Annotated in this window: 18 protein-coding genes; 9 read left to right on the forward strand and 9 right to left on the reverse strand. The window is 70.0% G+C overall.

What is annotated here, in order from left to right; translation table 11 throughout:
• Nucleotides 1-61 precede the first annotated feature (61 nt).
• Nucleotides 62-361, forward strand: coding sequence for a DUF4193 domain-containing protein (locus EDF53_RS05935; protein ID WP_031263038.1), 300 nt, complete (start codon nucleotides 62-64; stop codon nucleotides 359-361).
• A gap of 104 nt (nucleotides 362-465) precedes the next feature.
• On the opposite strand, the gene EDF53_RS05940 is transcribed toward EDF53_RS05935, so the two are convergent.
• Nucleotides 466-897 carry a DUF3093 domain-containing protein gene (locus tag EDF53_RS05940; protein WP_123292688.1) on the reverse strand — a complete coding sequence of 144 codons (432 nt, stop codon included), beginning with the start codon at nucleotides 895-897 and terminating at the stop codon, nucleotides 466-468.
• A gap of 66 nt (nucleotides 898-963) precedes the next feature.
• Here EDF53_RS05940 and dut point away from each other — a divergent pair, with 66 nt between their 5' ends.
• The 6 genes from dut to EDF53_RS05970 all read left to right on the forward strand — a co-directional run bounded on the left by dut (nucleotide 964) and on the right by EDF53_RS05970 (nucleotide 8,904).
• The gene (dut, locus tag EDF53_RS05945) at nucleotides 964-1,455 is read left to right on the forward strand and encodes a dUTP diphosphatase (protein WP_123292689.1); all 492 of its coding nucleotides are present in this window, start codon (nucleotides 964-966) and stop codon (nucleotides 1,453-1,455) included.
• Nucleotides 1,452-2,189: a DUF3710 domain-containing protein gene (locus EDF53_RS05950; protein WP_260215223.1), complete on the forward strand. Its 738-nt coding sequence runs from the start codon at nucleotides 1,452-1,454 to the stop codon at nucleotides 2,187-2,189. The genes dut and EDF53_RS05950 overlap by 4 nt, the downstream gene beginning before the upstream one ends.
• A gap of 25 nt (nucleotides 2,190-2,214) precedes the next feature.
• Nucleotides 2,215-3,006 carry a DUF3159 domain-containing protein gene (locus EDF53_RS05955; protein WP_123292690.1) on the forward strand — a complete coding sequence of 264 codons (792 nt, stop codon included), beginning with the start codon at nucleotides 2,215-2,217 and terminating at the stop codon, nucleotides 3,004-3,006.
• A gap of 129 nt (nucleotides 3,007-3,135) precedes the next feature.
• Nucleotides 3,136-5,952: an aconitate hydratase AcnA gene (acnA, locus tag EDF53_RS05960; RefSeq protein WP_123292691.1), complete on the forward strand. Its 2,817-nt coding sequence runs from the start codon at nucleotides 3,136-3,138 to the stop codon at nucleotides 5,950-5,952.
• 217 nt (nucleotides 5,953-6,169) lie between these two features.
• Nucleotides 6,170-8,101 carry a 1-deoxy-D-xylulose-5-phosphate synthase gene (gene dxs, locus EDF53_RS05965; protein WP_123292692.1) on the forward strand — a complete coding sequence of 644 codons (1,932 nt, stop codon included), beginning with the start codon at nucleotides 6,170-6,172 and terminating at the stop codon, nucleotides 8,099-8,101.
• Between the two features lie 68 nt (nucleotides 8,102-8,169).
• On the forward strand, nucleotides 8,170-8,904 hold the full coding sequence (locus EDF53_RS05970; RefSeq protein WP_148058281.1) for a hypothetical protein: 735 nt from the start codon (nucleotides 8,170-8,172) through the stop codon (nucleotides 8,902-8,904).
• A gap of 7 nt (nucleotides 8,905-8,911) precedes the next feature.
• On the opposite strand, the gene EDF53_RS05975 is transcribed toward EDF53_RS05970, so the two are convergent.
• The 5 genes from EDF53_RS05975 to EDF53_RS05995 all read right to left on the reverse strand — a co-directional run bounded on the left by EDF53_RS05975 (nucleotide 8,912) and on the right by EDF53_RS05995 (nucleotide 14,729).
• Nucleotides 8,912-9,274 (reverse strand): hypothetical protein, encoded by a 363-nt coding sequence (locus EDF53_RS05975; protein ID WP_148058282.1) that lies wholly within the window; start codon nucleotides 9,272-9,274, stop codon nucleotides 8,912-8,914.
• A 131-nt stretch (nucleotides 9,275-9,405) separates the two neighbouring features.
• Entirely contained in the window at nucleotides 9,406-11,550 is a 2,145-nt protein-coding gene (locus tag EDF53_RS05980) for a 3-hydroxyacyl-CoA dehydrogenase NAD-binding domain-containing protein (protein ID WP_123292695.1), read from the reverse strand.
• Nucleotides 11,547-12,767 carry a thiolase family protein gene (locus tag EDF53_RS05985; protein WP_123292696.1) on the reverse strand — a complete coding sequence of 407 codons (1,221 nt, stop codon included), beginning with the start codon at nucleotides 12,765-12,767 and terminating at the stop codon, nucleotides 11,547-11,549. The genes EDF53_RS05980 and EDF53_RS05985 overlap by 4 nt, the downstream gene beginning before the upstream one ends.
• 127 nt (nucleotides 12,768-12,894) lie before the next feature.
• On the reverse strand, nucleotides 12,895-14,151 hold the full coding sequence (locus EDF53_RS05990; protein WP_395873236.1) for an HRDC domain-containing protein: 1,257 nt from the start codon (nucleotides 14,149-14,151) through the stop codon (nucleotides 12,895-12,897).
• Nucleotides 14,148-14,729 (reverse strand): DUF3000 domain-containing protein, encoded by a 582-nt coding sequence (locus EDF53_RS05995; protein WP_123292697.1) that lies wholly within the window; start codon nucleotides 14,727-14,729, stop codon nucleotides 14,148-14,150. The genes EDF53_RS05990 and EDF53_RS05995 overlap by 4 nt, the downstream gene beginning before the upstream one ends.
• Nucleotides 14,730-14,752: 23 nt before the next feature.
• On the opposite strand from EDF53_RS05995, the gene EDF53_RS06000 reads away from it, so the two are divergent.
• Together EDF53_RS06000 and EDF53_RS06005 are read left to right on the forward strand one after the other, a co-directional pair.
• A complete protein-coding gene (locus tag EDF53_RS06000) occupies nucleotides 14,753-15,976 on the forward strand; it encodes an alpha/beta fold hydrolase (protein WP_185020958.1) in 1,224 nt (407 codons plus the stop codon).
• Between the two features lie 87 nt (nucleotides 15,977-16,063).
• Nucleotides 16,064-16,405 (forward strand): ribonuclease E inhibitor RraB, encoded by a 342-nt coding sequence (locus EDF53_RS06005; protein ID WP_123292699.1) that lies wholly within the window; start codon nucleotides 16,064-16,066, stop codon nucleotides 16,403-16,405.
• On the opposite strand, the gene EDF53_RS06010 is transcribed toward EDF53_RS06005, so the two are convergent.
• The 3 genes from EDF53_RS06010 to EDF53_RS06020 are packed head-to-tail and all read right to left on the reverse strand — an operon-like array spanning nucleotide 16,402 to nucleotide 18,433.
• Nucleotides 16,402-16,893, reverse strand: a complete 492-nt coding sequence (locus tag EDF53_RS06010) for a hypothetical protein (protein ID WP_148058283.1) — start codon at nucleotides 16,891-16,893, stop codon at nucleotides 16,402-16,404. The genes EDF53_RS06005 and EDF53_RS06010 overlap by 4 nt on opposite strands.
• Nucleotides 16,890-17,552 carry a hypothetical protein gene (locus tag EDF53_RS06015; RefSeq protein WP_148058284.1) on the reverse strand — a complete coding sequence of 221 codons (663 nt, stop codon included), beginning with the start codon at nucleotides 17,550-17,552 and terminating at the stop codon, nucleotides 16,890-16,892. Before EDF53_RS06015 ends, EDF53_RS06010 begins: the two co-directional genes overlap by 4 nt.
• 59 nt (nucleotides 17,553-17,611) lie before the next feature.
• Complete coding sequence (locus EDF53_RS06020; RefSeq protein WP_148058285.1) at nucleotides 17,612-18,433, reverse strand: DUF6188 family protein; 822 nt, start codon at nucleotides 18,431-18,433, stop codon at nucleotides 17,612-17,614.
• Nucleotides 18,434-18,447 lie beyond the last annotated feature (14 nt).

Genomic DNA, 18,447 nt, shown 5'->3' on the forward strand with positions numbered 1-18,447 from the left:
AGTGCAAACTGTCGCCGCCGATCACCCGGCGACGACCTCTCGATACGAGAAATGGATGGGCATGGCCACCGATTACGACGCCCCCCGGAAGACCGATGACAACTCCGATTCGGAGTCGATCGAGGCCCTCAAGGAGCGCGTTCCCGACAAGATGTCGGGGGTCGTCGACGATGATTCGGACAACCCCGGCAGCTTCGAACTCGCCGGGCAGGACCTGAGCGACGTCGACCTCGACGTCGTGGTGCTGCCCCCGCAGGTCGATGAGTTCACCTGCGTCGAGTGCTTCCTCGTGAAGCACCGCTCCCAGCTCGACCACGAGTCGAAGCTCGGGCCGGTCTGCGCGGAATGCGCGGCGCTCTAGACGCACCGATCACCGAAGGCCCCGCATCCTCCAGGATGCGGGGCCTTCGTCGTACGGTGCGGGGCGGACGCGCGCCGGGCCTCCCGTCCGCCCGTCGCGGTCCGTCAGGACCGGAGCGCCTCGACCACCCTCGTGGGCTGCCGGACGCTGACCAGCCAGTAGGGCGTCGGGTCGGCGTCGTCGCGGACCTCGACCTTGACGACCCCGCGCACGTAGCCGCGGAAGAGCGTCCACGCTCGTGCGTCGAGCTTCGGGCCGCGCTGCGTGGTCGCCTCGGCGCCTTCGAACGCCTCAACGCTGCCGACGAGTGCGCGGGGGAGGTGCGCCTTGCCGGCGCGGAACTCGCTGTCCGTGACCTCGATGGTGGGTGCGAGTGCCCACAGGAGCACGAGGACGCCGAGCTCCATGCCGATCGCCACGAGCACACCGGCGAGCACGCTGATGGGCAGGAACACGAGCAGGGTGGCGGGGATGACGAGCGCCGTCGCCAGGTACAGGGCGGGCGGGGCCCAGAGTCGTTCGCGGTACAGGGTCACGGGTCCATTCGACCACGACTCGGGGCAGGTCACGGTCGGGTCACGTCTCTGCACTACCCTCGACACGTGACCGAACCAGTCGACGTCCTCTGGACCGGGGAGAACCGCCCCGGACACGCCCACCCCGGCGACGCCGGTGCCGACCTCGTCTCGACCGAGGCCTTCGTGCTGCAGCCGGGCGAGCGCCACCTGGCCGCGACCGGGCTGCGGATCGCGCTCCCCGAGGGGTACGCCGCGTTCGTGGTCCCGCGCAGCGGGCTCGCCGCCAAGCACGGCATCACCGTCGTCAACAGCCCGGGCACGGTCGACTCCGGGTACCGCGGTGAGATCAAGGTCTCGCTGCTCAACACCGACCGGTCCGAGCCGTACGAGGTGCACGTGGGTGACCGGATCGCACAGCTGATCGTCATGCCCGTGCCGCGGGTGACGTACACGCACGTCGAGGAACTCCCCGACAGCGTCCGGGGCCAGGGTGGCTTCGGCTCGTCCGGCTACGGTGACCGGAGCGGTGCCGTGACCGGCGCCGCCGATGATGTTCAGGAAGGAACGCGCGCATGAAGTTCGGTCGACGCAAGCGTGACGAGGGCGAGGTGGCCGAGGTCGATGTGGCTGAGGCCGTCGCCGACGAGGTCGAGATCGCGGACACGACCCCCGAGGTCGACATCGCGACGGACGCCGACGCGGACCTCGACGAGGTCGACGGGGTCGCCCCGACGGACAAGTCCGCACCCGAGGACCGTGCCGAGAACGGCCCGCACGACGAGACCGAGGCGAACCTGGTCCGTCCGTACGTCGACCTGGGCGGCGTGAAGGTCCTGCCGCGCGAAGGCCTGCACCTGCGCCTCGAGGTGGAAGAGGGCTCGCAGCGCGTCGTCGCGGTCGGGCTCGACTACGACGACTCGACGCTGCAGGTCCAGCCGTTCGCCGCACCGCGTTCGACGGGGCTGTGGCACGAGATCCGCGCACAGATCGCCGAGCAGATCGAGCGCCAGGGCGGTGTCGTGACCGAGGTCGACGGCCCGTTCGGGCCCGAGCTCCGCGCGTCCGTGCCGGTCGCGGTCGACGGCGACGGCGGCACCGCCGGCGTCCGTCCGGCCCGCTTCGTCGGCGTCGACGGCCCGCGGTGGTTCCTGCGCGGCGTGATCGCCGGCAAGGCCGCTGAGCAGCCCGACGACGCGAGCGAGATCGAGGAGCTGTTCCGCAGCGTCGTCGTCGTGCGCGGCACGACGCCGATGCCGCCGCGCGACCTCATCCCGCTGCACATGCCGAAGTCGACGCAGACCGCGATCTGACGACCTGACCCGCCCTGGAGGCACGGTGCCGGAACACGACGACACCCACCGACCCGAGACGGCCGGGTCCGAAGCCGTGCCCGCGTCCGCTGGGATCCCTGACGCTGCGCCGGCGGCGCCGTCGTTCTCCTCGCAGTTCCGAGACGCGGTGCAGAACGCGGGCATCGCCCGCGTCGCCCCCGGCGAGGCGCCCTCCGGGCGCGCGCTGCTCGGAGCGGTCGGCGGGATCCGCGGGCTCGCCGAGTCGGTGCTGCCCGGATTCGCGTTCCTCGTCGTCTACGCGATCACGAAGGAGCTCGTGCCGAGCGTCGTGATCCCGGTCGTCGTCGGACTCGTCTTCGTCGTGCTCCGCCTGGTGCAGCGACAGTCGCTGACGATGTCCTTCGCGGGCATCCTCGGCGTCGCGGTGTCGGCCGGCCTCGCCCTCATCACCGGACGCGCCGAGAGCAACTTCATCCCGGGGATCATCATCAACTCGGTGTGGTTGGTCGGGCTCCTGGTGTCGCTGGCCGTCCGCTGGCCGCTCATCGGCCTGGTCGTCGGGTTCCTGCTGCCGGCGAACGAGGACGGCTCGCACGTCGACTGGCGCGCCGACCCGGTCAAGCGCCGCGTGCTGACGGTCGCCACCTGGATCTGGGTCGGGCTCTTCGCACTCCGCCTGGCCGTCGAGGTGCCGCTCTACCTCACCGCGCAGGTCGAGCTGCTCGCCGGCCTCAAGCTCATCCTCGGCGTCCCGCTCTACGCCGCCGTGCTCTGGGTCACCTGGCTGCTGGTCCGCACCGTGTTCGTGCGGAGGGACGACGCCGCCACGGTGTAGAGTTGTCTCGACATCAAGAGACTTTCCCGTCCGGCGCTCCGGCGCCAGCGGGATTAGGTTTGCCTTGCTGGTGGGACGGACCACGGCCCGCGATGATGAGGGCAAACCGATCAGTAGGGAGGCGGCACGGTGGCTGCAGTCAATAGCTTCGGCTCGAAGGACACACTGTCGGTTGGGGGTGTCGACTACGCGATCCACCGGATCGACACGGTGCCCGGGCACGAGAAGCTCCCGTACAGCCTGAAGGTGCTGCTCGAGAACCTCCTCCGCACCGAGGACGGCAAGAACGTCACCGAGGCGCAGATCCGCGCGCTCGGCTCCTGGCGCCCCGACGCCGACCCGGACACCGAGATCCAGTTCTCGCCGGCGCGCGTCGTCATGCAGGACTTCACGGGCGTGCCGTGCATCGTCGACCTCGCCACCATGCGCGAGGCGATGGCGGACATCGGCGGCGACCCGAACAAGATCAACCCGCTGTCCCCGGCCGAGATGGTCATCGACCACTCGGTCATCGCCGACCTCTTCGGCAGCACGGACGCACTCCAGCGCAACACCGACCTCGAGTACGAGCGGAACGGGGAGCGCTACCAGTTCCTCCGCTGGGGCCAGACCGCGTTCGAGGACTTCAAGGTCGTCCCGCCGGGCACCGGCATCGTGCACCAGGTCAACATCGAGTACCTGGCGAAGGTCACCTACACGCGTGACTTCGACGGCGAGACCTACGCCTACCCGGACACCCTCGTGGGCACCGACTCGCACACCACGATGGTGAACGGGCTCGGCGTGCTCGGCTGGGGCGTCGGCGGCATCGAGGCCGAGGCAGCGATGCTCGGCCAGCCGGTGTCGATGCTCATCCCGAAGGTCGTCGGCTTCAAGCTCTCCGGTGAGATCCCGGCCGGCGTGACCGCGACCGACGTGGTGCTCACCATCACGCAGGAACTCCGCAAGCACGGTGTCGTCGGCAAGTTCGTCGAGTTCTACGGCGAGGGTGTCAGCGCCGTCCCGCTCGCGAACCGCGCCACCATCGGCAACATGTCGCCCGAGTTCGGCTCGACCGCAGCGATCTTCCCGGTCGACGACGTCACGCTCGACTACCTGCGCCTGACCGGTCGCGACGAGGCGCAGATCGCCCTGGTCGAGGCGTACTCGAAGGCCCAGGGCCTGTGGCACGACGCCTCGGTCGAGCCGGCGTACTCCGAGTACATGGAGCTCGACCTCTCCACGGTCGTGCCGTCGATCTCGGGGCCGAAGCGTCCGCAGGACCGCATCGAACTGTCCAAGGCGAAGGACCAGTTCGAGGTCGACCTGAACAACTACACGACCCCGAGCGAGCAGACCGACCTCGACGACGCGGTGGAGGAGACCTTCCCGGCCTCCGACCCGATCGCCGCGGGCTCGACCAACGAGGACACCAACCTGCACGAGCACGTCTACGTGTCGAGCGCCCCGTCGACGGCCTCGGCCCCGACGAAGGTCGCGATGGACGGGGCCGACCCGTTCACGATCGACCACGGTGCCGTCGCGATCGCCGCGATCACCTCGTGCACGAACACCTCGAACCCGTCCGTCATGATGGCGGCCGGCATCCTCGCGCGGAACGCCGCCGCCAAGGGCCTCACCTCGAAGCCGTGGGTCAAGACGACGCTCGCCCCCGGGTCCAAGGTCGTCACCGACTACTACGAGAAGGCCGGTCTCACGACCTACCTCGAGCAGCTCGGCTTCTACACGGTCGGCTACGGCTGCACCACCTGCATCGGCAACTCGGGCCCGCTGCCCGAGGAGATCTCGCAGGCCGTGCAGGACAACGACCTGGCCGTCACCGCCGTCCTGTCGGGCAACCGCAACTTCGAGGGGCGCATCAACCCCGACGTCAAGATGAACTACCTGGCGTCCCCGCCCCTGGTCATCGCGTACGCCCTCGCCGGGTCGATGCACTTCGACTTCGACAAGGACGCCCTCGGCAAGGACCAGGACGGCAACGACGTCTACCTGCAGGACATCTGGCCCGACGCGGCCGAGGTCCAGCAGGTCATCGACGAGTCGATCGACACCGAGATGTTCACCCACGAGTACGGCTCCGTGTTCGAGGGCGACGACCGCTGGAAGAACCTGCCGACCCCCACGGGCGACACCTTCGAGTGGGACCAGGAGTCGACCTACGTGCGGAAGCCCCCGTACTTCGAGGGCATGACCATGCAGCCCGACGCGGTGTCGGACATCTCCGGCGCCCGCGTGCTGGCGAAGCTCGGTGACTCGGTCACGACCGACCACATCTCGCCCGCCGGCTCGATCAAGGCGGACAGCCCGGCCGGCAAGTACCTGGCCGAGCACGACGTGGACCGCAAGGACTTCAACTCCTACGGCTCGCGTCGCGGCAACCACGAGGTGATGATCCGCGGCACGTTCGCGAACATCCGCCTGCGCAACCAGCTGCTCGACGGCGTGGAGGGCGGTTACACCCGTGACTTCACGACCGCCGACGGCGAGCAGTCGTTCATCTACGACGCCTCGCAGCACTACCAGGAGCAGGGCATCCCGCTCGTCATCTTCGGTGGCAAGGAGTACGGCTCGGGTTCGTCGCGCGACTGGGCGGCCAAGGGCACGAACCTGCTCGGCGTCCGCGCCGTCATCACCGAGAGCTTCGAGCGGATCCACCGCTCGAACCTCATCGGCATGGGCGTCGTCCCGCTGCAGTTCCCGGCGGGCGAGACGGTCGAGTCCCTCGGGCTCGACGGCACCGAGGTCGTCTCGATCTCGGGGCTGACCGAGCTCAACGAGGGCCGGACCCCGAAGACCGTGCACGTCACCGCGACGCCGAGCGAGCACTCGCCCGCCGGCAAGCAGCCGGTCGAGTTCGACGCGGTCGTCCGGATCGACACCCCGGGTGAGGCCGACTACTACCGCAACGGTGGCATCCTGCAGTACGTGCTCCGGTCGCTCGTCTGAGTCCGTTGAACGACAGGAGCGACGTGCGCACGGGTCGCTGACGCGACCACAGGACGGACGGGAGGCCCGTGGCGACACCGCCACGGGCCTCCCGCGCGCTCCGCATGATGCGACGCGCCAGCGGCGCGCGGCGCCAGCGCCGACCGAGCCTGCGAGGTCGGTTGAATGCGAGTCCACGAGAATAGAGTGGGCCGACAGCCCCACGAAAGGAGCGCCCGTGAGCCTGCTCAGCAGCATCACGTCGCCGCGCGACCTGAAGCGTCTCTCCGACGTGCAGATGACCGAACTCGCCGCCGAGATCCGCCGGTTCCTGGTGGCCGAGGTCGCGAAGACCGGTGGGCACCTCGGGCCCAACCTCGGTGTGGTCGAGCTGACGCTCGCGATGCACCGGGTGTTCGACTCGCCGAACGACCCCTTCGTGTTCGACACTGGGCACCAGTCGTACGTGCACAAGCTCGTCACCGGGCGGCAGGACTTCTCGAAGCTCCGCGAGCGGGGCGGCATCGCCGGCTACCCGCAGCGCAGCGAGTCCGAGCACGACATCGTGGAGTCCTCGCACGCGTCGTCGTCCCTGTCCTGGGCCGACGGGATCTCCCGCGCGTTCGGGCAGACCGGACAGACCGACCGCACCGTCGTCGCGGTGGTCGGTGACGGCGCCCTCACCGGTGGGATGACGTGGGAGGCGCTCAACAACATCTCGGACGACAACGACCGCCGCCTGGTCATCGTCGTCAACGACAACGGCCGCTCGTACGCTCCGACGATCGGCGGCATGGCGCGGTTCCTCAGCTCCATGCGCACGCGGCGTGAGTACCGGGCGCTCTACGAGACCTCCCGGGCCGTGGCCGACCGCTTCGGCGCTCCCGGCCGGGCCGTGTACCGCGGGATGCGCGGGGGTCTGCACGGGTTCCTGTCGCGCTTCACGAACAACGAAGCGCTGTACTCGAACCTCGACATCAAGTACATCGGGCCGGTCAACGGACACGACCAGCGTGCGATGGAGGCGGCGCTCCGGCAGGCGAAGGCCTACGGCGCCCCGACGATCGTGCACGCGATCACCGAGAAGGGCCACGGGTTCGAGCCGGCCCTGCGCGACCAGGCCGACCAGTTCCACGCCGTCGGGCACATCGACCCGGAGACGGGGGAGTCGCTCGACGCCGCGTCGGGTCCGTCGTGGACCTCGGTGTTCGCGTCGACCCTGGCTTCTGTGGGCGATTCGGACCCCCGTGTCGTCGCGATCACGGCAGCGATGCTCCGACCGACCGGACTGCACCTGTTCCAGGAGCAGCACCCCGACCGCGTGTACGACGTCGGCATCGCCGAGCAGCACGCCGTGACGACCGCCGCCGGTCTCGCCTACGGCGGCCTGCACCCCGTGGTGGCGCTCTACGCGACCTTCCTCAACCGCGCCTTCGACCAGGTGCTGATGGACGTCGCGCTGCACAAGGCCGGCGTGACGTTCGTGCTCGACCGCGCCGGCATCACCGGACCGGACGGGCCGTCGCACCACGGCATGTGGGACCTTGCTTTGCTGCAGGTCGTGCCCGGCATCCGGATCGCCGCACCCCGTGACGCAGCGACCCTGCGCGAGGAGTTCCGCGAGGCGATCGCCGTCGACGACGCCCCCACCGTGCTCCGGTGGTCGAAGGGCCAGGTCGGGCCGGACATCCCCGCCGTCCGTCGTCTCCCCGACGGTGTGGACGTGCTGCACGCCGCTGCGGACGGCGTCGAGGACGTGCTCTTCGTGGCCGTCGGCTCCATGGTGCCGACGGCGCTCGAGGCCGCGGCGCTGCTCGAGGCGCAGGGCATCGGCGTCACCGTCGTCGATCCACGCTGGGTGGTCCCGATCCCGGGCTCGCTCATCGAGCTGTCGCGGACGCACCGGCTCGTCATCACGATCGAGGACGGCGTGCGCGTCGGTGGCGTCGGGACCCGGCTCCGGCAGGACCTGCGGGCCGCCGGGGTCGACACGGGTGTGAACGAGCTGGGGCTGCCGGACGAGTTCATCGACCACGCGACCCGGTCGCAGATCCTCGCCGACGTCGGGCTGACGGCGCAGGCGATCGCCCGCGACGTGATCGACCAGGTCGTCGGGACGAAGTTGCCGCAGGCGAAGCCCGCGCGGTCGCGGGAGTCCGCCGACCGCTAGGCGGGTCGCGGAGGGTCACACATGCCGACAGGGGCATGTCCTTCGGGGACGTCTGGCAGGATCGCCGCATGCGACGGGGGTTCAGGACGACGGCGGTGGCGATCGGTCTCGCGGTGGTGGCGCTGTCCTCAGGGTGCGCAGCGATGAACGACGGCACGGTCACGCCGGGTCTCGGTGCCAATGCCCGGATCGGCGCCAGACAGACGATGCACCGAGTGATCGACTGGGAGGGCACCGTCGCGGTCCACCGGGTCGATGCCACCTGGACCGACTCGTGCGGCCACGCGAGCAACTCCGGGTTCTTCCAGCCCGCTGCGGGCACGACGTGTCGGATCGACGCCGGGGCGGTGTACACGATCGACGGTGCGACCACACCGGTCGACGCGGTGCGCATCGTCGGTCCGGCGCTGCGCACGGGCGGCCTGACCGACGAGGACCTCGTGGCACAGGCGATCCAGCCGGACGGCTCGACACCGTACTTGGTCGACATCGGTGGGCGGCAGTCGATCGCACTCGGCAACGACCTCGGGCAGGACCGGTTCGCGGTCGTGCGGGTCCGCGGTTGGGACGGGTCACTCGGACTGTGGCAGTCGGAGGGGTCGTCCGTCGTGCAGTCCGCACCGGGTCTCGGCGTCGACGGACGCGACGACGCGGTCCGGGCGAGCGGGGCGGACTACGTGCTCGTCGTGACGCACAGCGCCGCGTACTTCACGTCGTACGACAACGAGCCGCCCGAGCCGCCGGCACCACGGCCGTCGGTGCCGCCGTGCTTCAGCGGCAGCAACGACTGCGTCGGCGGTTGACGGCGGCTCACGACGAGGGCGCTGCCGTGTCCTCTGCAGCTGCCGACCGCAGTGCAGCGAGGATCGCGCGCGCCATCGGTGTCACCCAGAGGACCTGGCCGGAGTCGAGGCCGTCGCGGCCCTCGCGGAGGATCCGGACGCGGGACGAGGACGGCGACTCGCGCCGGAAGGTCAGGACGATGTTCTCGGCCCGCAGCGCGAACGAGGTCCGGCGGGCGATGACGGCGCCGTGGTCGCGGATCTCCATGGCCGCGGCCCCCGGAACGGCGTCGACTGCTCGCCGGAGCAGGGCCGGTACAGCGTCGAGCGGGACCGGCAGGACCACGGACGGCCCTGCGGCAGCTTTCGGTGCCCACCACTCCTGCGTCACTTCTGCACCGTACGCCAGGGCGGGCGTTCCTGAGGCCGGCGCTCCATCCCGGCGCACAACCGAAGTCACCCCGAACCACGGCGATCTGCGGTTCGGGGTGACTTCGGTTGTGCGAGGGGGACTCGCGCCGGCTAGCGGGAAGCCGGGCCGACGATCAGCGGCTCGTGGAAGCTCCCACCGAAGACGCGCTCGGACGCCCCACTGCGGTCGAGGTAGGGGCTGATCCCACCGGCCTGGAACGGGTAGCCCGCACCGAGGATCAGGCCGAGGTCGATCTCCTCGACGTGCTGGACGACCTCGTCTTCGAGCATGCGGTGCAGCTCGTCGGCCAGGGCGTCCTCGAAGCGCTGCTGCATCACGGCGGCGTCGACGGGCTTCGCGTCCTTCTTCGACGGCGCGACGAGCTTGACGGCGGCGGGGTCGTACCCGGTCGCGTTGCCCTTCTTGTCTCGGGTCAGGATCTTCCCGTACTCGGCGATCTTCTTCAGCCCGTCACCGGGGTAGAAGCGCTCCGGCCAAGCGGCGTGGTGCGAGTCGAGCACGTGCGCTCCGACCGGCAGACCGACGAGTTCGAGCAGCTCGAACGGCGACATCGGCAGTCCGAGCGGCGCGGCACCGGCCGCCACGACGTCGAACGAGGTGCCCTGCTCGACGCCGCGCATCGCCTCACCGAGGACCCGTGCGAGCACCCGGTTGACGACGAAGCCCGGCTGGTCGGCTGTGATGATCGCCGTCTTCTTGAGGGTCTTCGCGACGGCGAGTGCAGTCACGAGTGTCTCGTCGGAGGTGTCGGCGGTGCGGACGACCTCGAGCAACGGCATCACGGCGACCGGGTTGAAGAAGTGGAACCCGACCAGGCGCGACGGGTCGGACAGCACCGAGCCCATCTCGGAGACGGACAACGACGAGGTGTTGGTGGCGAGGATGGCGTCCGGCGCGATGACCTGCTCGATCTTCCGGAAGACCTCTTGCTTGACGCTCATCTCCTCGAAGACGGCCTCGATCACCCAGTCGGCGTCGGCGAAGGCGTCGTACGACACCGACCCGCTGACGAGTGCGGTGATGCGGTTCGCGTCGTCGGGGGAGATCCGCCCCTTCTCGAGCAGCTTGCCGACCTCACCGCGGATCCGCTCCACACCGGCGTCGACGCGGGACTGGTCGACATCCGTGATCACGACGGGGACGCCGAGTCGTCGGGCGAAGAGCAGCGCGAACTGCGATGCCATGAGACCAGCACCGAGGACGCCGACCTTCGTGATCTTCTTCGGCTCGACACCCTCCGGAGCACCGACGGGCTTCTTCGCACGCTTCTGCACCAGGTCGAACGCGTACATCGATGCGGCGAACTGGTCACCGGAGAGCAGGTCGGCGAGGGCGTCGTCCTCGTCGGCGAACCGTTCTTCCAGGGAACCGCCGCGAGCGGCGGCGACGAGGTCGAGCGCGCGGAACGGCGACTTCGGCACCGTCCCGATCTTCGACGCGACCTGCCCACGGGCGACCTTGACGACCGTGCCCCAGGCAGCCTTCTCGAGCATGCCCGGTTCGTTGGGCCGCTTGACCGACACGCGACCGGCAATGACGCCGTCGGCCCACGCGACTGCCGACGGCAGGAACGTCACCGACGGGATCAGCGCGTCGCCGATGCCGATCTCGACCGCGGCCGCTCCGTCCATCAGGCGGTTGTTCTTGAGGGGGTTCTCGACGATGACCCGCAGCGCGCGCTCCGGACCGATCAGGCGGGGGAGCAGTGTCGCGCCGCCCCAGCCCGGGATGATGCCGAGGAAGACCTCGGGCAGGCCGATGCCCTGCGCCGCGGACGAGAACACCCGGTAGGTGCAGTGCAGTCCGATCTCGAGCCCGCCGCCGAGGGCGATGCCGTTGATGAACGCGAACGACGGCACGCCGAGGTCGGACAGCTTGCGGAGGGTGGCGTGGCCGAGGGCCGCGAGGTCGTGCGCCACGTCCCGCGACGGCACGGACGCTGCCTGCGACAGGTCGGCACCGGCAGCGAAGCAGTACTCCTTGCCGGTGATCGCGACGCCCTGGATCGTGCCGGCCGTCGCCTCGGTCTTCAGGGTGTCGAGCACACCGGAGAGTTCACGGAGCGTGCGCGGCCCGAGGGTGCTCGGACGCTTGTAGTCCTTGCCGTTGTCGAGCGTGATGAGCGCCAGGGTGCCACCGGAGGGCATCGTGACGTGCTTGACGAACGAGTGGGTGACGACCTCGTCCTCGCTGAGTTCGGACAGACGGTCGGTATCGACGGTGGTCATGCTCATGCCCCCTTCCGAGCCGAACGTGCTGCGGACTTGCTGAAGCCGGGGTTCTCCCAGATGACGGTGCCGCCCTGGCCGAGTCCGATGCACATCGTGGTGATGCCGTACTGGACGTCCGGGCGCTCGGCGAACTGCGCGGCGAGCTGGTTCATCAGGCGGACACCGCTCGATGCCAGCGGGTGGCCGACGGCGATCGCGCCGCCCCACGCGTTGACGTTCGTGGAGTCCTGCGCGATCCCGTAGTTGTCGAGGAACGCGAGCACCTGCACCGCGAACGCCTCGTTGATCTCGAACAGGCCGATGTCGTCGATCGACAGGCCGGCCTTCGACAGCGCCTTGTCGGTCGCGGGGACCGGGCCGACGCCCATGACCTCGGGCTCGACGCCGGCGAAGGCGAACGAGACCATGCGCATCTTCGTCGGCAGGCCGTGTTCCTTGGCACCCTCGGCCGAGGCGAGCAAGCTCATGGTCGCGCCGTCGTTGAGGCCGGCGGCGTTGCCAGCGGTGACCCGTCCGTGCGGGCGGAACGGCGTCTTCAGCGCGGCCAGTGCCTCGAGCGTGGTGCCCGGACGCGGCGGTTCGTCGGTGCTGATGACGTCCCACCCGTCGCCCTTGTTCACCTCGACCGGGATGACGTCGGGCTGCAGCTTGCCGGCGGCCCACGCCGCGGCGTAGCGCTGCTGGGACTGGACGGCGTAGGCGTCCGTGCGGTCCTTCGTGATCGCCGGGAAGCGGTCGTGCAGGCGCTCGGCGGTGGACCCCATCACCAGCGCGTCGCTCGACACCATGCGTTCGGCGATGAACCGCGGGTTCGGGTCCGAGTTGAAGCCCATCGGGTGGCGTCCCATGTGCTCGACGCCACCGGCGATCGCGATGTCCGCGGCACCGAAGGCGATGGCACCCGCGAGCGTCGTGACGCTCGTCATGGCCCCGGCGCACATGCGGTCGATCGCGTACCCGGGGACCGACTTCGGCAGGCCGGCCAACATGCCGACGGTGCGGCCGAGGGTCAGCCCCTGGTCACCCTGCTGCGTGGTCGCCGCGACGGCGACGTCGTCCACCGCTGCGGTGTCGAGCGAGGCGTTCCGGTCGAGCAGTCCGCGCATCGCGTGCACCGCGAGGTCGTCGGACCGGGTCTTCCAGAACACCCCCTTCTCGCCGGCTCGTCCGAACGGTGTCCGTACTCCGTCCACGAACACGACGTCTGATGCCTTTGGCAATCCGGGCCTCCCAGATCCTCATCGATCGGGCCGGAACGCTGGTCGCTCCGGCCGGCCGGGCCTCGCCCGGCGACGCTCCCGACGCTATGCCCCCAGGCTGGGCGGCCGCATGCCGGTTGGGCGGTTCCTACGACTCGACGTCATCCGTCGGCGCGGGCTGCTGTGCAGCAGCGACAAAGGCCGACGCGATGATCGAGGAGAGTTCCTCCACCTGCCAGGGGCGGGCCTCGTGTGCGGCGAGGGCTGCCCCGACCAGCTCGGTCGACGGCGGCGACGGCGGCGCCCACGAGACCACACGCAGGGTCTCCGGCGTGAGCAGGTTCTCGAGCGGGATGTCGAGCTCCTCGGACCGCTTCGTCACCGCGGCCCGTGCGGCCTTGTACCGGCGGTCGGCCGCGGGGTTGCGGTCGGCCCAGGCGCGGGGCGGGGGGAGCGTCGCTTCACCGGATCCGCGGAGCTTCGGCAGGTCCTCGGTCGTCAGGCCCTCGTCGACCGCGGCCCACCAGCGATCGAGCTCGGAACGGCTGGCGCGACCCGTGAAGGCCTTCAGGCCGCCGAGTTCGGCGCGCGACGACGGTGCGGCGGCTGCCGCTGCGACGATAGCGGCGTCGGGGATCGTGCGCCCCGGAGCGATGTCGGCGGCGCGGGCGTACTCGTCACGGGCGACCCAGAGCGACCGGGCGATCGCCAGTGCGCGGGCACCACGGAGGGCGTGCATGCCGGACAGCCGGCGCCACGGCTCGGCACGGACGGGCTTCGGGGAGCGGTGCAGCACCGCGTCGAACTCCTCTTCCGCGATCCGGGACTTGCCGGCCTCGTCGAGCTTCGCGGCGAGGGCGTCACGCAGGTCGGGCAGGAGTTCGACGTCGAGCGACGCGTACACGAGCCACGACTGCGGCAACGGCCGGGTCGACCAGTCCGCTGCCGAGTGCGCCTTGGCGAGCGTGATCCCGAGCAGCTGCTCGACGACGGCGCCGAGACCGACGCGGGGGAACCCGGCGATGCGGGCTCCGAGTTCGGTGTCGAAGATGCGGGTCGGGACGAGACCCACCTCCTGCAGGCAGGGCAGGTCCTGCGAGGCGGCGTGGAACAGCCACTCCTCGTCGACGATGGCCGCCTGCAGTTCGGAGAAGTCGCCGATCGGGATCGGGTCGAACAGGAACGCACCGGCACCGCGACGGAACACCTGGATCAGGTAGGCGCGCTGTGAGTAGCGGTAGCCGCTGGCGCGTTCGGCGTCGACGGCGACGGGCCCGTGACCGGCGGCGATCGCCGCGACGGCGTCGAGGTAGTCGTCGCGGGAGTCGATGACCTTGACGGCCTCGTGCGAGTCCTCGAACGCGGAGTCCGGTGCACCGGGGGTCGAACTGGCGGGGTCGGTCACTTGGCGAGCCTCCTCGGGGCCAGCAGGGTCACGCCGTCCGAGGCAGGAGGCAGACCGGCGAGCATGGCGACGATGTCCAGCCATGCCTGGACGTGTGCGGTGAGGTCGTCGCCGCGGGGCGTCCACGACGCGCGGAGTTCCAGCTGGGCGCCGTCGCCCTGTGCGGCGAGGTCGCCGTACCCGCGCGAGATGATCTTGGTGGCCGTGCCCGAAGCGTGGTCGTACTCGGCACCGTGCGTCTCGAGCGCGTCGACGAGCCAGCTCCACGTGACGTCGGCGACGAACTCGTCGACACCGATCTCGGGTTCGAGTGGTGCTTGCGCGAACGAGACCACGCGGAACGCGCCGCCCCAGCCCTCGGGTTCTTCGGGGTCGTACAGGGCGATGAACCGTCCGGTGCCGAGGTCGGACTCGACGCCGTGCGCGGTGCCGGACACGTCCGCCGCCAGGGCGATCGAGAACGGTGCGATCCGCGTGGGCGAGGGGATCTCGGTGACGGTGGTCTCGGAGCGGCTGCTGCCGGAGGACACGAACGCGCGGAGCCGCGCGAAGGCGTCGGGCTCTCGGGTTTCGGACACACATGCAGACTAGGCTCCGGGCCATGTCCCGATCCGCGCGACCCGCCGAGGACGCCGTCCAGGAGACCGCACGATCGGCCGGTTTCATCGCCCTCGGTGCCGGTCTGGCCGCCGCCGCGGTGGGGACGGCCGTCATCGGTGGCTTCGTCGCCGCCGTCGCCCGCGCCGTCGTCACCCCGGACCGCAAGCGCACCGAACGCGTCCCGATCCACGCCGTCGACCCGGTCCGGATGACGGTGACCATCGAGCGGACCGCCGACACCGAGCTGCAGGGCCGCTACTCCCTCTGGTTCGGCGCCGGCACCGGGCACATGCGCGTCGGCGAGGTCCTCGGCACCACCGAGACCACGGTCACGCGCCGCATCATCGCGATCGACGCCGGCGACCCGACCGCTGCACGCCGCGGTCGCTGGGGCGGCTGGTTCTACCTGACCCCCGGCGAGCTCGACGTGCCCGTCGAGGACATCGACATCCCCACCCCGAACGGCCCCGCACCGGCCTGGGTCGTCCGTGCCGACGACCCGGACGCCCCGTGGGCCGTCCTGGTGCACGGCCGCGGTGTCACCCGCGCCGAGACGATCCGCGCCGTCCCCGTCTTCCGTGCCGCCGGCTACTCGGTCGTCCTCGCGTCGTGGCGGAACGACGGCGTCGCACCGCCGAGCGTCGACGGCCGCTACGGCCTCGGCAGCACCGAGTGGGAGGACATCGACTCCGTCCTCCGGTGGCTCAGTGCCCAGAACGCCCAGAGCGTCGTGCTGATGGGGTGGTCGATGGGCGGCGCCGTCGTGCTGCAGACCCTGCTGCGATCGCGGTTCGCCGGACTCGTCGACGGTGTGGTGCTCGAGTCGCCCGTGGTCGACTGGCACGCGGTGCTCAAGTCCCAGAGCCAGTTGATGGGACTGCCGCGGCCGGTCCGCAAGGTCGCGCAGCGCTTGCTCCGCACGCCGGTGCTCTACCGGTTGGCCGGCCTGCAGCGTCCCGTCGACCTGCGCGAGCTCGACATGGTCACCCGGTCCGCCGAGCTGACGGTGCCGATCCTGCTCCTGCACAGCGACGACGACGGGTTCGTGCCGTCGTCCGCGTCGCACGACCTGGCACGCGCCCGACCCGACCTGGTCCGGCTCGAGGTGCAGACCACGGCCCGGCACACCAAGCTCTGGAACCACGACGCCGACTGGTTCGACGCGCGGATCCTCGCGTGGCTGACCGAGGTGGTCCAGCGGCGCGGGGCGGCCAGCGCGCGGTAGACGCGACCGAAGGGCGGACGGGAGGCGCGGTGTCAGCTGACACCGCGCCTCCCGTCCGTCGGTGGTGCCGTCTGCGACACTCGACCCATGTGGCCGTTCCGCAAGCGTCCCGAGACGGTGCCCTCGTTGCCGACGAACCCCGTGTTGCAGCAGATCGTGCTGCGGGGCGGGGACTTGTCCCAGCCGCGTGACTGGGTGCACTTCGTGTACTTCCCGGACGAAGGCAGCGCCAGGGCAGCCTCCGAGCGGATCGCCGCCGCCGGGTGGAACATCGCGGTCAAGCCGTCCGATGCGGAGTGGTACGTCGCTGCTGATCAGCAGAACGTGCTCGTCGACGACGCCAGACTCGGCGAAGCTGTGCAGTTCTTCGAGGGGATCACCGCCGAGACGCCCGGCGCGCAGTGGGACGGCTACGAAGCGAGTGTCTAGAGCGTCGTCTGCTGTCGCGGCCCGAACTCCTCGAGACGAGTCGCCGGTCGGCCCGGCTGCGCTGGGCCGTGCGTCCGGTCGAAGGCATCGCTCATCGTCGTGAGCGGCGGTCGGACCGTCACTGTCCACTCCCCGCTGTCGAACGCGTCGATCCGGACCACCAGGTTCGACTCGTCGGTCAGGTCCGTGCCGGGGAGGTAGCCGAGGAACTCGCCGTCGATGAGCTGCCAGATGCTGTCAGCGACCTCCGTCGCCTCGGCATGGCTGAGGATGAGCCCTGGTTCCTCCGCCGCGTTGACACGGCGTTCGAGTGGGAGCGCCTCGACCAGCTGGTCGGGGGACGTGACGGCGTACAGGGTCGTGAGGACCCAGACGAGCTCTGGTGAATGGAGCTCTGAGAAGAACTGCACCAGGTCGGGCAGCACGATGTGATCAGCGGGGATCGTGTAAGCGAGCATCTCGAGGTCGTTCGGCGCTGTCATGGTCATCCGGTCTCCTCTGTCGTCTCGGTCTGGGGCGAGAGGCCGCCCACGCTCATGGCAGCGAGGACGTCGGTCCTGCCGGGCGTGAACGCCGTGATCGCGACCGCGGCGTCAGCCTGCACGATGCAGAACCCCGGCTGCTCGTCGCCGAGCGGCACAAGCGCACGTCCAAACCCGTCGAGTCCGTGGACGTCGAAGCCCTTCTCCGCGGCCATCGTGTACTTCGTCAGGAAGGTCCGTGCCGTCGACAGCGCGCCCTGCTCGAAGATGCGCAGCCGTTCCTCGGCCGGACACTGCGATGCCACCTCGAGCGCCAGTTCCACCCCCGGAGCGTCTGATGCGCGGAGGCGCGCGCACAGCTCCTGGACCGTGATGTGGACGACCCCGACGGAACGGTCGATCGCCGTGGCTGCCACGAGCGTTTGGTCCGTCGCGCGCAACACGACCGTCACGAGTTCATCGCCGTGCTCGACCTGACAGATCAGGACGAGGTCGTCCCCGAGGGCTTCGAGTGGGTCGATGAACGGAACGAGGTTCGGCTCCTGCTTCGAGTAGCTCCGCCGGGTGGCCGCTGCGAACGAGCGTGCGGACACGTCGGAGACGAGTACATCCGTGTCCGGCCCGACAGCGTCGAGGATCTCGACGACACCGTACGGGAGCTCCACGGTCGATTCGATGGTGACCGTTCGGAGATGGCGGATCGAGATGTCCGGGGGCGCGCCCGTCACCGTCGGATCTCCGCGGACGACGGGCTGTGCCGGTACCGGACCTCGCCGTCGGGCAGGCCAACGATGTCGACCCGTGCGCGCCCCGGTTCGCTGTAGTGCCAGGACGGGCCTCGGCGGTTCGACCAACCTTCGAGCAACGCACCCGAGGCGAACCGGATGGCGATCCGCGAGCCCGTGACTACACCGTCCGACACGACCTCGGTGTGCAGAGCGAGGAGGGCGAGCAGGGAGGGTTTGTCACCGGGATCGAGGAACGCGTGCTCCCCGTCAGAGCCGGTCAGCGCGAAGTCGGTCTCGAACCGGAGCAACGCACCGCTCGAGAAGCGGATCGTCACGTCGGCTTCCATGCCGATGAAGTCGACGGTGTCGCCGGCGATGTCCAGCGCGAAGGAGGGACCCGGAACCCGCATCCTCAGGGCTTCTTCCGCACCGGGGCTCGTACTGCCCTCCAGCGGATTGACACGAACCGGGCGCCCCCTCGGCCCGGAGACGTGCCAGGACTCGAACTCGCCGTCCGGACCGGCGACGAGGGTCGCTCCGTCAGCGAAGAACAGTGTGAGCGTGTCGCCCTCGACCGATCGCCGATCGAGTTCTCTGCCGAACAGCCGCAGAACGGGGAGCAGCGAGTCCTTGCGCTCCGGATCGACGACCACGCTGCCCCCGGATCGGTCCGTGATGGTGAATGCAGATTCGAGCTGCACGCTGGACCCATCGGTGAAGCGCAGGTCGAGCCGGAGGTGGACGCCGATGAAGTCGAGGGCGACCGCGCCCTCGACGGTCGTCGCGAACCCGCTGGGTTCTGTCGTGTTACGGGTCATGATCATCTACTCGT

The sequence above is a fragment of the Curtobacterium sp. PhB78 genome (assembly GCF_003751685.1).
Taxonomy (GTDB): Bacteria; Actinomycetota; Actinomycetes; order Actinomycetales; family Microbacteriaceae; genus Curtobacterium.

Excerpts from the sequence above, each read along its gene's own strand:
- EDF53_RS06020 (WP_148058285.1), bottom strand. The coding sequence starts at position 18,433 with ATGACCCGTAACACGACAGAACCCAGCGGGTTCGCGACGACCGTCGAG.
- EDF53_RS06005 (WP_123292699.1), top strand. The coding sequence starts at position 16,064 with ATGTGGCCGTTCCGCAAGCGTCCCGAGACGGTGCCCTCGTTGCCGACG.
- EDF53_RS06000 (WP_185020958.1), top strand. The coding sequence starts at position 14,753 with ATGTCCCGATCCGCGCGACCCGCCGAGGACGCCGTCCAGGAGACCGCA.
- EDF53_RS05970 (WP_148058281.1), top strand. The coding sequence starts at position 8,170 with ATGCGACGGGGGTTCAGGACGACGGCGGTGGCGATCGGTCTCGCGGTG.
- EDF53_RS05950 (WP_260215223.1), top strand. The coding sequence starts at position 1,452 with ATGAAGTTCGGTCGACGCAAGCGTGACGAGGGCGAGGTGGCCGAGGTC.
- EDF53_RS05980 (WP_123292695.1), bottom strand. The coding sequence starts at position 11,550 with ATGAGCATGACCACCGTCGATACCGACCGTCTGTCCGAACTCAGCGAG.
- EDF53_RS05935 (WP_031263038.1), top strand. The coding sequence starts at position 62 with ATGGCCACCGATTACGACGCCCCCCGGAAGACCGATGACAACTCCGAT.
- EDF53_RS06010 (WP_148058283.1), bottom strand. The coding sequence starts at position 16,893 with ATGACCATGACAGCGCCGAACGACCTCGAGATGCTCGCTTACACGATC.